We start from the raw sequence: 15,798 nt of genomic DNA on the forward strand, positions 1-15,798 counted from the left end.
GTTGATTATTTCATCTGTGGGAATGCAAATTCTGCGCCAGCGCTGGCGGTGTTGGGCCAGCGCTGCATCACTGCCTTGTGGCGCGTGTAGAAGCGCACGCCTTCAGGACCGTATGCGTGATGATCGCCGAACAGACTGCGCTTCCATCCACCGAAACTATTGAACGCCATTGGCACCGGCAGCGGCACATTCACGCCCACCATGCCGACCTGAATCTGCCGCACAAATTCGCGCGCCACACCGCCATCGCGCGTGTAAATCGCAACGCCATTGCCATACTCATTGCGATTGATAAGCTCCACCGCAGTGCCCACATCCGGCGCGCGCAACATGCACAGCACCGGACCGAAAATCTCTTCCTTGTAGATCGTCATCTCCGGCGTGACGTGATCGAATAAAGTACCGCCAACAAAGAAGCCATTCTCGCGATCCGGCACTTTGTAATTACGCCCATCGACCACCAGTTTCGCACCCTGCTCGACACCTTCACCAATCAAGCGCTCTATACGCTGCTTGGCCGCGTTCGTTACGACAGGCCCCATTTCGGCGTCCGACGACATCCCGTCGCGCACTTTCAGTGCAGCGGTGCGCTTTGCCAGTGCATCGACAATTTTGTCGCCCGCGTCACCCACCGCCACCACCACCGAAATCGCCATGCAACGCTCGCCGGCCGAACCGAAGGCGGCACCCATCAGCGCATCGACCGTCATGTCCATATCCGCGTCCGGCATCACCACCATATGATTCTTGGCGCCGCCCAAAGCCTGCACGCGCTTGCCCGCCGCGCTGCCGCGCGAGTAGATGTATTCCGCAATCGGCGTCGAACCGACAAAGCTCACCGCCTGCACCACCGGATGATCGAGCAGCGCATCGACCGTGACCTTATCGCCCTGCACCACATTGAACACACCATCCGGCAAACCGGCTTCCGTCAGCAGACGCGCATGCAGCAGCGACGGCGACGGATCGCGTTCGGAAGGCTTGAGCACAAAGGTGTTCCCGCATGCCAGCGCGATCGGGAACATCCACATCGGCACCATCACCGGGAAGTTGAACGGCGTGATGCCGGCCACCACGCCCAGTGATTGGCGCATCGACCACGCGTCGATGCCGCGCGAAATCTGATCGGTGAATTCCCCCTTCAGCATCTGCGGAATGCCGACTGCGAACTCCACCATCTCGATGCCGCGTGCCACTTCGCCCTGCGCGTCGGCAAAGGTCTTGCCATGCTCGCGCGTGATCATCGCCGCGAATTCATCCACATGCTGTTGGCACAGCTGCAGGTATTTGAACAGCACGCGCGCGCGCGTCAGCGGCGGCGTTGCGGCCCACGATGGAAATGCTTTTTCCGCTGCGCGCACGGCGGCGTCGACTTCATCCGCCGTGCCCAGCGCGACTTTGGCTACCGGCTCGCCCAGTGCGGGATTGAACACGTCTGCATGGCGGCCGCTTTGCGTATCGACGGTAACACCGTTGATGTAATGGGTGATGGTGTCCATAATGCTCTTTCAAGTTTGCGGTTCAACCCAGAAGGCTGTCCGCGTCTACATAGTTATAACCAAGGCCGTGCGCCACCGCTTCATAGGTGACTTTGCCGAGGCTGACATTCAAACCATTCTTCAGATGCGGGTTGGCTTTCAACGCTTTCTGCCAGCCCTTGTCGGCCAATGCGACTGCATGGCCTATCGTTGCGTTGTTCAATGCGAAGGTCGAAGTGCGCGCCACCGCGCCCGGCATATTCGCCACGCAGTAGTGCACCACGCCATCCACCACAAAGGTCGGCTGCTCGTGCGTGGTGGCGCGCGAGGTTTCAAAACAGCCACCCTGATCGATTGCCACATCCACCACCACCGCGCCCGGCTTCATGCGCGAGATCATCGCGCGCGTCACCAGCTTGGGTGCTGCGGCGCCGGGCACCAGTACGCCGCCAATCACCAGGTCCGCGTCCAGCACCGCTTCCTCGATTGAATGCGCGTTGCTGTACATGGTGGCGACGCGGTTGCCATACACGAGGTCCAGCTGGCGCAGGCGATCCACGTTTTTATCCAGGATGGTGACGCGCGCGCCGATGCCCACCGCCATCTGCAAGGCATTGGTGCCGACTACGCCGGCGCCGATGATGGCGATATGCCCTGGCGCCACGCCCGGCACGCCGCCCAGCAACAAACCCATGCCGCCCTTGGATTTCTCCAGGTGTGCGGCGCCGGCCTGAATCGACATCCGCCCCGCCACTTCACTCATCGGCGCCAGCAGCGGCAAGCCGCCGTTGGCACCGGTGATAGTTTCATAGGCGATGCACACCGCGCCCGATTTCACCAGCGCCCTGGTCTGCTCCGGGTCCGGCGCCAGATGCAGATAGGTGTACAGAATCTGCCCTTCGCGCAGCATCGCGCATTCCTGCGGCTGCGGTTCCTTCACCTTCACGATCATCTCGGCGCGGCGGAAAATGTCGGCCGCGTCTTCGACGATGCTGGCGCCGGATGCTTCATACATCGCATCCGTCAGGCCAATGGCCGCGCCGGCGTTTTGTTGTACCAGTACTTGATGACCACGCAAAATGAGTTCCTTCACACTGGCCGGGGTAAGGCCAACACGGGACTCCTGGTTCTTAATCTCTTTTGGGACGCCGACCAGCATGGTTGTCTCCTTTATTTAATCCAGGTTTTTAAGCACATCCCTCAACTTTCCAAACAGTTCATCGATGTGTTTTTTCTCCAGCACCAGCGGTGGCGACAACGCGATGATGTCGCCGGTAACGCGAATCAGAATGCCGTCCGCGAAAGCCTTCTTGAACGCCGCGAACGCGCGCGCGCCAGGCTTGCCGGCGATCGGCGCCAGCTCGATGCCGGCGATCAGACCGATGGTACGGATGTCGATCACATGCGGCAGTCCTTGCAGCGAATGCACGGCGTCGGCCCAGTACGCGGCGATGCCGGCCGCGTGTTCGAGGATCTTTTGTTCTTTGAAGACTTCCAGCGTTGCCAGCGATGCGGCGCAGGCCACCGGATGGCCGGAATAGGTATAACCGTGGAACAGCTCAATCCCGGCCGGCGCATCCATGAAGGCGTCGTGGATATGCTGTTTGCTGAATACCGCGCCCATCGGAATGGTGCCGTTGGTGAGCCCTTTCGCCGTCGTCATCATGTCCGGCTCGACGTCGAAATAGTCGGCCGCGAACGGCGTGGTCATGCGGCCAAAGCCGGTGATCACTTCATCGAAGATCAGCAGGATGCCGTGCTTGGTGCACAGCTCGCGCAAGCGCTTCAGATAACCCTTGGGTGGAATCAGCACGCCGGTGGAACCGGCCACCGGCTCGACGATCACCGCCGCGATGGTCGACGCGTCGTGCAGCGTGACAATGCGTTCCAGTTCATCGGCCAGATTGGCGCCGTGTTCCGGCTCGCCGCGCGTGTAGGCGTTCTTCTCCAGATTGTGGGTATGCGGCAGATGGTCCACGCCCGGCAACATAACGCCATACGGCTTGCGGTTGCCGGCGATGCCGCCCACCGAGATGCCGCCGAAGCCGACGCCGTGGTAACCGCGTTCGCGGCCGATGAAGCGGGTGCGGCTAGCCTCGCCGCGCGCCTTGTGATACGCCAGCGCGATCTTCAGCGCGGTATCGACCGACTCGGAGCCGGAGTTGGTGTAGAACACATGACCGAACTTGTGGTTGGTGTACTCCATCAGCTTTTCGGCCAGATCGAAGGCGGCCGGATGGCCCATCTGGAAGGTCGGCGCGAAGTCCAGCTGCCCCACCATCTCGCGCACGGCGGCGACGATTTTCGGCTGCGCGTGACCGCACGGCACGCACCACAGGCCGGCGGTGCCGTCCAGGATGCTGCGGCCGTCCACGTCCTTGTAATACATGCCTTCGGCCGACACCAGCAGGCGCGGGTGCGCCTTGAAGTCGCGGTTATTGGTAAAGGGCATCCAGAAGGACGCCATCGATTCTGGTCGGGATTCGTTCATGCACATCTCTCCTATGAAACAACTGCTTTCGGATTTTTTGGCGAACCGTAAAAAAAATTTACCAGTTGGCAAAATGATGATGCAATAATAGACAGCAGGACAACTATGGCACAGATACACAATTCATCAAACTGTCCAACCGTACAGGCAACAAAAACACTACAGTTTTGGAGTTGAGGATGGAAGAAGGAAGTTGGCCCTGCATTGCTATCGAGCGTAGACAAAAGGGTAGCCTGGTGGATCAGATCGTGACGGCGATCAGCGCCATGGTCGGCCGCAAGGAGTTGCGCGTGGGCACCAAGATGCCCTCGGTACGCCAGTTCGCCAAGTGTAATGGCATCTCTACCTTTACAGTTGTGGAGTCGTACGACCGGCTGGTGACGCTCGGCCTGTTGTCGTCGCGGCGCGGTTCCGGCTATTTCGTGGCGCGCCAGGAGGTGCCGGCGACGTTGCTGCCGGCCGCGCTGCACATCATCCCCAACGCCATCGACGCGCTGACGCCGGAGCTGTATTCCGGCGTGTCGGAAGCACTGCCGGTGGGCGCCGGCTGGCTGCCGCCCGAGTGGTATGGCGAAGACACCATCCTCGATGCCGTGCGCCAGGCGATGCGCATTCCGGCCAACCGCCTGCGCGGCTATGGCCATCCGCTCGGCTTTCCCTCGTTGCGCCAGCAGCTCGCCACCACGCTCAGCGACGAGCTGTTTCCGGTCGAGGCCGAGCAGATCCTGCTGACCCACGGCGCCACCCACGCCTTCGACCTGGTGCTGCGCACCTTGACGCGGCCGGGCGATACCGTGTTGGTTGAAGATCCCGGCTACAGCAATCTGCTGTCGCTGATCCGCCACCATGGCTGCATCCCGGTCGGCATCCCGCGCGGCGAGCAGGGGCTGGATCTGGAAGCGCTGGCGCAGCAAGCGGCGCAGACCCAGCCCAAGCTCATGTTCGTCAACACGGTGCTGCAAAATCCGCTCGGCACCTCGCTCAGCATCGCCCAGGCGCACCGGCTGCTGGCATTGGCCGAGCAGTTCGACTTCTGGCTGGTGGAGGACGATATCTACCGCGAGCTGGCGCCGCGCGGCGAGGCGTCGCTGGCGGCCATGGATGGCTTGCGGCGCGTGATCCGCGTCGGCAGCTTTTCCAAGACGTTGTCGCCGGTGCTGCGGGTCGGCTCGATCTGCGCCTCGTCGTCATTGATACCGGAGCTGCTGCGGGTGAAGATGCTGGCCGGCCTCACCACCTCCGAGATCAACGAGCGCGCCGTTTATCACGCCATCACCGCTCGCCCCTACAAGCGCATGGTGGACAAGCTGGTGACGCAGCTGGACGCCGGCCGCGAACGCGCCATGGCCAGTCTGCGCGACATTGGCATGACGCTGCTGGCGCGGCCGCGCGGCGGCATGTTCGTCAGCGCCGGCTGGCACGACGCGCCAACGCCGGAATGGAACGGCAAGATCATCGCCGACCTGGCGCTCAAGCACGGCATCCTGTTGTCGCCGTGCGACTTCTTCATGCTGCGCGCGCCGGAATCGATCTGGTTCCGCTTCAACGTCGCCTACGCAGACCACCCGCAACTACAAACCTTCCTCAAGCACATATGTCGACAGTAAAAATCAATCGTCGCCTGCTCAATCGCGACAAGCTGGAAGCCGAGATCACCGCCGAAGCGGTGCGGGTGTTTGCCGAATTCGGTTACGAGGGCACCTCGATCGCCATGGTGGCGGAAAAGGTCGGGCTGTCCAAGCAAAACCTGATGTACTACTTCCCCACCAAGCAGGCGCTGTATCAGCGCGTGCTGGACGAGGTGCTGGACGAATGGCTGGCGCGCATGGAGACGCTGGCCGCAGCCGACCAGGACCCGCGCGAAGTGCTGCGCACCTATGTGCAAGCCAAGCTGAAATTCTCGCGCGAGAATCCGTGGGCCTCGCGGGTGTATGCGATGGAAGTGATCAGCGGCGCGCCGCTGTACGGCGGCCAGATTCAGAACCGCGTGGTGCCGCTGGTGCGCAAGGATATCGAGGTGTTTGAACAGTGGATCAGCGAGGGCAAGATGGCGCCGCTGAACGCCACCCACCTGCTGTTCGCCATCTGGGCGATGACGCAGTCCTACGCCGATTTCTCGGCGCAGATGGCGCTGGTGCTGAATCGCAAGCAGCTGACCAAAAAGGATTTCGACGATGCCGAGAAGGTCATCGTCGATATGGTGCTGGCGGCGATTAGCGTGCCGCAGCCTTGCGGCGACGGCCGATAAAGCCCAGCAGACCGAGGCCGGTCAGCAGCATGGCGTAGGTATCGGCTTCCGGCACGGCGCTGACCGTCAGGCCGGTGACGTTCACCGACTGGAAGGCGTTACCGCTATTGATCTGGATGCCGGAATTCCAGTCCTTGACGATGACGTCGCCGGTGATGTGGCCGCCGCCATTGGTCACGGTGGCCAACGGCGCCAGCACGCTGGCTTCCAGGCCGACACCGTTCAGCGTCAGCGTGGTCGCCTGGTAGAAGTTGAACAGCACGTTGTAATTCGCCAGATCGGTGTAACCGCCGCTCAGCGTGGCGGTAGTGCCGCTGACGTTGAAGATAATCGTGCTATAGGTCGAGCTGTCGCTGGTGGCGCGGCTGGCCATGGTGCTGGTGATCAGATTATTGAACGTGAAGTTATTGATCGACGACAGCTGAGCGGCCGTGATGTCGATAACTTCCACCCGGTTGCCGCTGCTGGCGGTGCCGGTCACCACCAGGCCGCTGTACTGCACCACGGCGCTGGCGTTGGTGGTTGGCGTTACCGCCGCCAGCGCGGCCGAACGCTCGGCCTCGTAGGCGGCCAGCGTGTTCAGGTTGAGCGGCGCGGTGCCACCTACCTGCGGCGTCGAATAGACGCCGGCGCTGGTGATGGTGCTGCTCAGGCCAGCGTAGGTGTCGCCGTGATTGATCGAGCCACTGGTCAGGCTCAGATTGCCGCCAACGATCAGCGAGTAATGGCCCAAGGCATCCTTGTCGTTTTGATTGACCGAGTAGCTGCTCAGCGTAACATTGCCACGAGCAATGATCGAACCTTCGGTATCCGAGCCGGAAGAGGTGAAATTGCCCAACGTGAACACGTTCGCGCCGTTCAGACCCAAGTTCAACGTGGCCGCGTGCGCGGTTCCCAGGGAAGCGAGTGCAATAGTAACGGCTGCTGCTGCGAGTTTCATCGACATGGCAATTACCTCATGGAAATTTGTATTGTATGTATTGTATATAAAAATTTGTTCCATGCCAATGAAAATGGTGTTTGTTACAATTCAAGTTAATATGAATAATCTTCCCTCTTCCTGGGCGCCTTTCGCCCTGCATACTCCGCGCCTGACATTGCGCTTCCTCACCGCCGATGACGCCGACAGTTTGTTCCCGCTGTTTAGCGACCCGGAGACGCTGCGCTACTGGAGCAGCGTGGCCTGGCTCCATCCCGACCAGGCCCGCGCCAACATCGAGCAGACGCTGCAAGGCTATCGGGACGGCAGCAGCCTGCGCCTGGGGCTGGTGCTGCGCGACGGCGATCAGGCCGGCGCGCTGATCGGCACCGTCACCCTGTACGAGTTCGACCGCCGCAACCACCGCTGCGACATCGGCTACATGCTGGGCCGGCCATACTGGGGCCAACGCTACATGCAGGAGGCGCTACCGGCGGTCATCAGCCACGCTTTCGGTCCGCTGGAACTGCACCGTATCCAAGCCGATATCCATCCTGATAACATTGCCTCCGAGCGGCTGCTGCAAAGCCTGCATTTCCAGCGTGAAGGCCATCTGCGCGAGCGCTGGTTCGTCGGCGACGAAATCTCCGACAGCATCATCTACGGGCTGTTGCGGCGCGACTGGCAAGCCGCCGTTCATCCGGCACAATAACCGGCCAGCCCCGCCAAATTGCAGTTGATCGGAATCCGCTGCGGCAGTTGCCGCCGCTTTGTTACAGTGACCTCATCGCAACACTTTTATGGAGACACCAAATGGACAAAGTAAGCGCCCTGTTCAATGAAATCTTTGAAGCCTTCATGCGCACGCTGCGCTTTGGCGTCGGACTGATCGGCCGCATGTCGCCGCAAGCCCTGCTGGGCGCGGCGCTGGTGCTGGCCTTCATTTGCTCGATCCTGCCGCTGGCCCTGACGCTGTTTGTGGTATTCCTGCTGATTAAGCTGGCGGTCGGCGCCTGCTTCCTCAACCGCCGCCAGCGCCCTACGCCGTACAAGGATGTTGAATGAAAAAGAATAAGCTGGCCCAGGCCGGCTACAACAACGCCAAGACCTTGCTGGACATCGTGCGCGAGATCGGTGACACCGCCATCACCCTGTGGTGGCGCTTCTTCGACTGGCTGGCCCAGGTCGAGTGGCGCAAGCTGATGATGATCTGGCTGCTGTTGCTGCTGTTTAGCCTGACGCCGTTGGGCCTGTCCAAGCAGGCGGTGTTGTTTATCGCCGTCTCGGCCGGCCTGAAGATTCTGGCCGGCGGCAAGCGCAAAGCCGAGCTGAACGCGCGCGACGCCGAATCGCATGCCGACGAGGAAGGCATGGAGCGGCGCGTGGTGGAGGCGCGCATGGCGGCGCTGCAAGCCCAGGTCGAGCCGCATTTTCTGTTCAACACCCTGGCGCTGATCGGCCAGTTGATCGAGACCGATCCGCCGCAGGCCGCCCGCATCCACCAGAACCTGATCGACTACCTGCGCGCCACGCTGCCGCAGATGCGCGCCAAGGGCGCCGGCACGCTGGGCCGGCAAATCGAAATGTCGCGCGCCTACCTGGCCATCATGCAAGCCCGCATGCGCTCGCGGCTGGCGGTGTCGATCGACGTGCCGGACGAGATGCTGAGCGCCACTTTCCCGGTGATGATGCTGCAGATCTTGATTGAAAACGCCATCAAGCACGGGCTGGAGCCGAAGATCGACGGCGGCCGCATCGACCTCCGCGCCAGCGTGGAAAACCAGATGCTACAGGTCGACGTGATCGACGACGGCATCGGCTTCAACCACTTTGCCGGCGACGGCCTCGGTCTGGCCAATGTGCGCGAGCGCTTGCGCATCCAGTACGGCAACCGCGCCCAGCTGGTGATCGAAGCGCCGCTCACCGGCGGCACCCGCGCCAGCATCCGCGTGCCCTACGCCCCCGACATTTTTGCCGCGAGTCCCAAATGAGCCGCCCTACCGCCCTGATCGCCGACGATGAAGAAGGCATGCGCCAGCAATTGCGCAGCCGCTTGCAGGATGCGTGGCCGGCGCTGGAGATTGTGGCCGAAGCCGCCAACGGCATCGAAGCCGTGGCGCTGGCCGGCCAGCACCAGCCGGACATCGTGTTTCTCGACATCCGCATGCCCGGCCTGTCCGGGATTGAAGCGGCGCGCATGCTGTTCAACCGCTGCCACCTGGTGTTTGTCACCGCTTACGACCAGTACGCGATCGAAGCGTTTGAACAGGGTGCGCTGGATTATCTGCTCAAGCCGGTGGGCGGCGAGCGCCTGAAAACCACCTGCACCCGGCTGCAAGCGCTGATCGGCCATCAGCCGTCCAACATCGAGCGCCAGCTGAGCCAGTTGCTAACGCACCACAGCAAGCCGACGGCGGCAGCGCCCGAATACCTGCGCTGGATCCAGGCCGTGGTGGGCGCCAATCTGCGCATGATTTCCACCCGCGAAGTATTGTTCTTCCAGGCCGACGAAAAATACACCCGCGTGCAAACCGAACAGTCGGAAGTGCTGATCCGCAAGACGCTGAAAGAGCTGGCGGACGAGCTGGACCCAAACGAATTCTGGCGCATCCACCGCTCCACGCTGGTGCGGGTCGACGCCATTCAGGAAGTCACGCGCGACCTGCGCGGACGGCAAATGGTCCGCATCCGCAACCACCCGGAGCTGCTGGAAGTGAGTCGCGGCCACACTCATTTATTCCAGCAAATGTAACGCAGGGCGCTGATGGCTCGGCGTATACTGGCTATTCTCACTCAAGGGAGGGAACGATGACCAGCATACCCAAGCAAACGCTTTGCGGCGTCATACCATGTCTGCGTTACCGCGACGCGCCGGCCGCCATCGTGTGGCTGCGCGACACGCTGGGCTTTAACGTCCAGTTCGTGGTGCCCAACGCGGATGGCAGCATCGCCCACGCCCAGCTCACCTTCGGCAACAGCATGATCATGCTTGGTTCCGCTTTCGACAGCGAATATGGCCAGTTGCTGAAACAGCCCTCCGAGACCGGCGGCTACGTCACCCAAAGCGCCTACCTGGTGGTCAACGATGCCGACCACGTCTACGGCCGTGTGCTGGAAAACGGCGGCCGCATCCTGCTCGACATCAAAGACGAAGACTACGGTGGCCGCGGCTTCACCTGCAGCGACCCCGAAGGCCACGTCTGGAGCATCGGCACCTACGATCCCTACGCGGATTAAGACAACGCGGCAATCAGCGCGGCATCCGCGACTTGGGTGGGGTGGATTTGAATGATGTCGCGATAGAGCGGCGGCATGGCAGCGCAGATGGTGTGCAGTTCCTCTGCTGGCATCGAGGTCAGCACGTATTGGAGTTGCGTCGGATTGTTGGGTGGCAGCGGGCCTTCCATGGTGGAGCCGTAGGCACCCAGATCCATATAGCTGATGGCGCTGGCGTCCGGTCCCTGGGCAAACACGAAAGTGCCGTACTTGGAGTGGCCGAGGTAGCGCCGCACTTCCGTCTGCTGCTGCGCGCCGGCGCCATTCAGCAGCTTGTAGCGCAGTTGCGCGTAGGCGCGCGCGGTTTCCATGAAGGCGCTGCGGATGCCGGACTGCGTCATGCGTCCGCTCATGCACAGCAGCAGATTGCCGAACGCATCCAGCAAGGCCACCGCATCCCCCGCCCCGCCATGTTCGCGGTCGCGCGCCATCGCTTGCCGCAGGAAGGGCGCGAGGCCGGCGTCCGGCTGGTGCGGCGTGCAGCGGTAGGCCAGCGCATCCGGGTACTGCTGCTTCAGCGCGTGGACGATGAAATGGTCGGCCGGCAGCGTGGCCGGATCCAGCAGCTGATCCTGCGGCAGATCCGCATTAATCAGCGCCATCACGTCGGACGACGTGGCCTCGAACACCAGCGCGCACAAGGCTTGCGTCGGTTCAGAGATGGTTTTCCCGATGAAGAACGATTTCGGCGTGGCGCCCAGCGCCGCGCGCGCGTACAGCGAGGAGCCAAGAATGGCCGGATAGCTGAAGCTGTCGGCCGCCTGCGCGCGCAAGGGCTCGGGCAGCGTGGCGAACACCGCGCTGGCATCGTAGTTGATGCCGGATTGCGGATCGGGCGCCGCCACCACCACATTGAAGCCGCCGGCCAGAATCGCGCCGCTGCACATGCAGCACGGATCGAGCGAGGTGACGATGGTGATGTCCTGTGGCTCCGGCAGCACACGCCCCTTGGCGCGTTCGGCGTAGTACCAGTCGATCAACTGGCGCTCACCGTGCGCGGTGGGGTCGAACACCAGACCATCCTTGATGACGTTGTTGTGCAACGACTGCAGCACGTTTCCGTGCTGGTCGAGCATGACGCCGCCGACACCGAAGGTGCCCTGGGTCTTGGCCGCAATCGCTTCGGATGCCGCGATCGCGACGGCGGCCTGCACATCAATCGTCTTTTTGAGTGCCATTACTGCTTTTTCAAATCCTGGCCGCCGAATGCATTGGGCAGCTGCGCGGCGGCGGTGGTTTCGAAAATATCGCCTTTGAGGTTGGTCAGCAGGACTGGCAGCTCATTGCCGCCCAATTCCAGGATCACCTGGCGGCAGGCGCCGCACGGCGCGATCGGACCATCGGTTTCGCCGATCACCACCAGATGGGCGAAATCGCCCTGCTTGTAGCCGTGGGCGAAAGCGCTGAAGAAGGCGGTGCGCTCGGCGCAGTTGCACAGGCCATAGGACGCGTTTTCCACGTTACAGCCGTGGAACACCTTGCCATCGTTGGTCAGCAGCGCGGCGCCGACCTTGAAGTTGGAGTACGGCGTGTAAGCCTTCAACCGCGCGGCGGCGGCTTCGGCGATCAGTTCTTGTTTATTCATGGACGGATCGTGCGATAGATGACAGGGTTGGCAGCAGGTGCTGCATCGGTGATCTGGTAAGCCGCCTGGATTTCGCGGATCGCCTGCTCGGCCGCTTGCTGGGTGCGCGCGTGCACCATCGCCAGCGGCTGGCCGGCTTCGATCTTGTCGCCCAGGCCAGCCAGATCGGTCAGACCGACCGCGAAGTCGATCGGATCGGCGGCACGGCGACGGCCACCACCCAGCGATACCACCGCCAGGCCGATATCGCGGCAGTTGGTCGACGCGGCATAACCCGACGTCAGCGCAGGCGCCGGTACGATGATCGGCGAACGTTCCAGGTACTTGTCCGGATTGTCCATCAGATCGGCAGGACCGCCCAGCGCCACCACCATGCGCGCGAAGCGCTCGGCCGCTTCGCCGCTGTCCAGCGATGCCTGCAGCTTGGCGCGCGCTTCTTCTTCGGTGGCGGCCAGCTTGCCCAGCACCAGCATCTCGGCGCACAGCGCCATGGTCACTTCGTGCAGACGCGCTGGACGCGACTTGCCACTCAGGTAGTCGATCGCGCCGCGCACTTCAACCGCGTTACCGGCATACGGTGCCAGCGATTCGTTCATGTCGGTCAGGATGGCCGAGGTCATCATGCCGGCGCCATTGCCGACCTTGACGATGCTGTCCGCCAGCTCCACCGATTTCTCGTAAGTCGGCATGAACGCGCCGCTGCCAACCTTGACGTCCATCGCCAGCGCATCCAGGCCGGCCGACAGTTTTTTCGACAGGATCGAGCCGGTAATCATGGCCACCGACTCCACCGTCGCGGTCACGTCGCGCACGCCGTAGAAGATCTTGTCCGACGGTGCCAGCGACGAAGTCTGGCCGATGATGGCGACGCCGACTTCCTTCACCACCTTGCGGAACAGCGCATTGTCCGGCACCGTGGTGTAGCCAGGGATGGAATCGAACTTGTCCAGCGTGCCGCCGGTGTGGCCCAGGCCACGGCCGGAAATCATCGGCACATAGCCGCCACAAGCCGCCACCATAGGGCCGAGCAGCAGCGACACCACGTCACCGACGCCGCCGGTGGAGTGCTTGTCGACCACCGGGCCGTTCAGGTCCAGCGAGCGCCAGTCCAGCACTTCGCCGGAATCGCGCATGGCCAGCGTGAAGGCGACGCGTTCGTCCATGCTCATGTCGTTGAAGTAGACCGCCATCGCCAGCGCGGCGATCTGGCTTTCGGTCACGCGGCCCGAGGTGATGCCGCCAACGAAGAACTGGATCTCTTCGGCCGACAGAATGCCGCCGTCGCGCTTTTTGCGGATGATCTCTTGAGGTAGGTAGGACATGGAATGCTCCGTTTAAATCGAGGTATTTTTTAAGTGCGATGGGCCGGCGCCCGAAAATCGGAGCGCCGGCCCTCGCCGTCCCGCAGCGCGATTAAACGCCGTACGGAATCCAGATGTTTTTCACTTGCGATGCCTGCGCCAACACGGCACGACCGCCCGACTGCGCGGTGCTGTACCAGTCGCGGCCTTTGGCGCCACCGACCCAGGTCCGCTTCAGCGTCGCCGCCGACAGGCGCTCCACTTCAGCACAGCCTTCGGCCGAACCGTCGTGACGCCATACCGCATCGATATCGCCATGGGTCGCCAGCGTGCGCGCCAACTCGTCGGCCGAACCGGTAACGATATTGACCACACCGCCCGGCAGATCCGACGTATCGAACACCTGATACAGATCGGTAGCCGACAGCGGATGCGCTTCCGACGGCACCACCACCACGCGGTTACCCAGCGCGATCGCCGGCGCCACCAGCGAGATGAAGCCCAGCAGCGGCGCCTCGTTCGGGCACACGATACCAATCACACCCAGCGGCTCATTCAGCGCCACGGTAATGCCGTGCATCGGCGGCTGATGCGCCAGGCCGTCGTACTTGTCGGCCCACGCGGCGTAGTAGAACAGACGCTCGATCGACGCCTGCACTTCCTTCTCGGCGTTCTTGGTGCCGGTCATGGCGGCGATGCGGGCGGCGAATTCCTCGCCGCGCGCGGCCAGGTTTTCAGCGATGTAGTACAGCACCTGTGCGCGATTATGCGCGGTGGCCTTGGTCCAGCCGCCGGCTTTGTGCGCGGCTTCCACGGCGTTGCGGATGTCCTTGCGGCTGCCCTCGCCCACTTCGGCGATGAAGGCGCCATCGGCACCGTGGATCGCACGGCTGTAGGCGCCGTCAGGGCGGGCTTGTTTGCCGCCGATGTACAGCTTGGCGGTACGGTCGATGGCGAAAGCGCCGCCGGTCGACGGTGCGGCTTTCGCCTTGGCTTTCGGCTCGACCAGCGGTGCGGCCGGACGCGCATCTTCCGACAGTGCCGTCATGTACTCGTACATGCCTTCGCGGCCGCCTTCACGGCCGTAGCCGGATTCGCGGTAGCCACCGAAGCCGCAAGCGGCGTCGAACTGATTGGCGGTGTTAATCCACACCACGCCAGCCTTGATCGCAGGCGCGACGTCCAGCGCCAGCGAAATATTCTCGGTCCACACGCAAGCAGCCAGGCCGTACACGGTGTTGTTCGCCAGTTGTACCGCTTCCGGCGGAGTGCGGAAGCTCATCGCCACCAGCACCGGGCCAAAGATCTCGGCCTGCGCCACGGCGGCGGCGGTCGAGGCGCCGGTGATCAGGGTTGGCGGGAACCACGAGCCATCGGCTGGCAGTTCGCACGCTGGCTGGTACACGGTGCAGCCTTCGTCGCGCGCCGATTGCACCAGACCTTCAATACGCTGCTTCTGCACCGGGTCGACCAGCGCGCCGATGTCGATCGATTTTTCCAGCGGCGAGCCGAGGGTCAGCTTGTCCATGCGGGCACGCAGCTTGGTCAGGAATTTATCCTGCACCGATTCCTGCACCAGCAGGCGCGAACCGGCGCAGCACACCTGGCCCTGATTGAACCAGATCGAATCGACCAGGCCCTCAATCGCGGCATCCAGGTCAGCATCTTCGAATACGATGAACGGCGACTTGCCGCCCAGTTCCAGCGACAGCTTCTTGCCGCTGCCGGCGGTGGCTTCGCGGATCAAACGACCGACTTCGGTCGAACCGGTGAAGGCCAGCTTGTCGATGCCCGCGTGCTTGACGATGGCTTCACCCACGCGGCCATCGCCGGTGATGATGTTGACCACACCGGCCGGCACGCCAGCCTGCACGCAGATGTCGGCGAACAGCATCGCGGTCAGCGAGGTGAATTCGGCCGGCTTGAAGACCACGGTGTTACCGGCGGCCAGCGCCGGCGCGATTTTCCACGCCAGCATCAGCAGCGGGAAGTTCCACGGCACGATCTGGCCGACCACACCCACGGCGCGGTAGTCGGCGAATTCTTCGGCTTGCAGCTGCGCCCAGCCAGCGTGATGGTAGAAGTGGCGTGCCACCAGCGGCAGATCGACATCGCGGGTTTCGCGGATGGTCTTGCCGTTGTCTAGCGTTTCCAGCACCGCGAACAGGCGCGCGTGCTTTTGCATCAGGCGCGCGATCGCGTACATGATCTTGGCGCGGCCATGGCCGCCCAGTGCTTGCCAGCCCGGTTGCGCGGCACGCGCGGCGGCGACGGCGCGGTCGACGTCTTCGGCGCTGCCCTGGGTCAGGTCGGCCAGCTTGCTGCCATCGGCCGGATTGATGGAGGCGAACAGCTCACCGGCCGCGCTCCACTCGTTGTTGATAAACAGGCCGAATTGACGGCCACGTTGTTCCAGCCACGCTTGCGCTTCTTTGGTGCTTTCCGGTGCTGGGCCGTATTCCATAGTATTCAGGATCTCTTTAATTGATGGCATGACGTG

15 protein-coding genes are annotated in these 15,798 nt (G+C 62.7%); 7 read left to right on the top strand and 8 right to left on the bottom strand.

All coding sequences use genetic code 11. From position 1 onward, the window contains the following. Positions 1–5: 5 nt before the first annotated feature. Genes GJ699_RS16210 through aptA form a run of 3 tightly spaced genes read right to left on the bottom strand, consistent with a single transcriptional unit; the run spans position 6 to position 3,969 of the window. A complete protein-coding gene (locus GJ699_RS16210) occupies positions 6–1,499 on the bottom strand; it encodes a CoA-acylating methylmalonate-semialdehyde dehydrogenase (protein ID WP_154378056.1) in 1,494 nt (497 codons plus the stop codon). Positions 1,500–1,521: 22 nt separating this feature from the next. Next, complete coding sequence (ald, locus tag GJ699_RS16215; protein ID WP_154378058.1) at positions 1,522–2,637, bottom strand: alanine dehydrogenase; 1,116 nt, start codon at positions 2,635–2,637, stop codon at positions 1,522–1,524. A gap of 15 nt (positions 2,638–2,652) precedes the next feature. Then, the gene (aptA, locus tag GJ699_RS16220; protein WP_154378060.1) at positions 2,653–3,969 is read right to left on the bottom strand and encodes an omega-aminotransferase AptA; all 1,317 of its coding nucleotides are present in this window, start codon (positions 3,967–3,969) and stop codon (positions 2,653–2,655) included. 179 nt (positions 3,970–4,148) lie between these two features. Between aptA and GJ699_RS16225 the strand changes: the two genes are divergently transcribed. Both GJ699_RS16225 and GJ699_RS16230 read left to right on the top strand, forming a co-directional pair. After that, positions 4,149–5,576 (top strand): aminotransferase-like domain-containing protein, encoded by a 1,428-nt coding sequence (locus GJ699_RS16225; RefSeq protein ID WP_154378062.1) that lies wholly within the window; start codon positions 4,149–4,151, stop codon positions 5,574–5,576. After that, positions 5,564–6,217 (top strand): TetR/AcrR family transcriptional regulator, encoded by a 654-nt coding sequence (locus tag GJ699_RS16230; RefSeq protein WP_154378064.1) that lies wholly within the window; start codon positions 5,564–5,566, stop codon positions 6,215–6,217. The genes GJ699_RS16225 and GJ699_RS16230 overlap by 13 nt, the downstream gene beginning before the upstream one ends. Here the strand turns inward: GJ699_RS16230 and GJ699_RS16235 are convergent. Beyond that, complete coding sequence (locus tag GJ699_RS16235; protein ID WP_229262126.1) at positions 6,183–7,163, bottom strand: choice-of-anchor A family protein; 981 nt, start codon at positions 7,161–7,163, stop codon at positions 6,183–6,185. The genes GJ699_RS16230 and GJ699_RS16235 overlap by 35 nt on opposite strands. A 94-nt stretch (positions 7,164–7,257) precedes the next feature. Here GJ699_RS16235 and GJ699_RS16240 point away from each other — a divergent pair, with 94 nt between their 5' ends. The 5 genes from GJ699_RS16240 to GJ699_RS16260 all read left to right on the top strand — a co-directional run bounded on the left by GJ699_RS16240 (position 7,258) and on the right by GJ699_RS16260 (position 10,373). Then, positions 7,258–7,848, top strand: coding sequence for a GNAT family N-acetyltransferase (locus GJ699_RS16240; RefSeq protein WP_154378066.1), 591 nt, complete (start codon positions 7,258–7,260; stop codon positions 7,846–7,848). 101 nt (positions 7,849–7,949) lie between these two features. Next, positions 7,950–8,201: a hypothetical protein gene (locus GJ699_RS16245; protein ID WP_154378068.1), complete on the top strand. Its 252-nt coding sequence runs from the start codon at positions 7,950–7,952 to the stop codon at positions 8,199–8,201. Then, the gene (locus GJ699_RS16250; protein ID WP_154378070.1) at positions 8,198–9,127 is read left to right on the top strand and encodes a sensor histidine kinase; all 930 of its coding nucleotides are present in this window, start codon (positions 8,198–8,200) and stop codon (positions 9,125–9,127) included. The genes GJ699_RS16245 and GJ699_RS16250 overlap by 4 nt, the downstream gene beginning before the upstream one ends. Next, positions 9,124–9,888: a LytR/AlgR family response regulator transcription factor gene (locus tag GJ699_RS16255; RefSeq protein ID WP_154378072.1), complete on the top strand. Its 765-nt coding sequence runs from the start codon at positions 9,124–9,126 to the stop codon at positions 9,886–9,888. Before GJ699_RS16250 ends, GJ699_RS16255 begins: the two co-directional genes overlap by 4 nt. Positions 9,889–9,944: 56 nt before the next feature. Continuing rightward, positions 9,945–10,373: a VOC family protein gene (locus GJ699_RS16260; protein WP_154378074.1), complete on the top strand. Its 429-nt coding sequence runs from the start codon at positions 9,945–9,947 to the stop codon at positions 10,371–10,373. On the opposite strand, the gene GJ699_RS16265 is transcribed toward GJ699_RS16260, so the two are convergent. The 4 genes from GJ699_RS16265 to GJ699_RS16280 all read right to left on the bottom strand — a co-directional run bounded on the left by GJ699_RS16265 (position 10,370) and on the right by GJ699_RS16280 (position 15,792). Beyond that, complete coding sequence (locus tag GJ699_RS16265) at positions 10,370–11,590, bottom strand: nucleoside deaminase (protein ID WP_154378076.1); 1,221 nt, start codon at positions 11,588–11,590, stop codon at positions 10,370–10,372. The genes GJ699_RS16260 and GJ699_RS16265 overlap by 4 nt on opposite strands. Continuing rightward, positions 11,590–11,997, bottom strand: a complete 408-nt coding sequence (locus GJ699_RS16270) for a cytidine deaminase (protein ID WP_154378078.1) — start codon at positions 11,995–11,997, stop codon at positions 11,590–11,592. Before GJ699_RS16270 ends, GJ699_RS16265 begins: the two co-directional genes overlap by 1 nt. Continuing rightward, on the bottom strand, positions 11,994–13,319 hold the full coding sequence (gene deoA, locus GJ699_RS16275) for a thymidine phosphorylase (protein WP_154378080.1): 1,326 nt from the start codon (positions 13,317–13,319) through the stop codon (positions 11,994–11,996). The genes GJ699_RS16270 and deoA overlap by 4 nt, the downstream gene beginning before the upstream one ends. 91 nt (positions 13,320–13,410) lie before the next feature. Then, positions 13,411–15,792 carry an aldehyde dehydrogenase family protein gene (locus GJ699_RS16280; protein WP_371867573.1) on the bottom strand — a complete coding sequence of 794 codons (2,382 nt, stop codon included), beginning with the start codon at positions 15,790–15,792 and terminating at the stop codon, positions 13,411–13,413. Between the last annotated feature and the right edge of the window lie 6 nt (positions 15,793–15,798).

Origin of the sequence: Duganella guangzhouensis (assembly GCF_009674535.1) — a bacterium.
Classification (GTDB): Bacteria; Pseudomonadota; Gammaproteobacteria; order Burkholderiales; family Burkholderiaceae_D; genus Rugamonas; species Rugamonas guangzhouensis.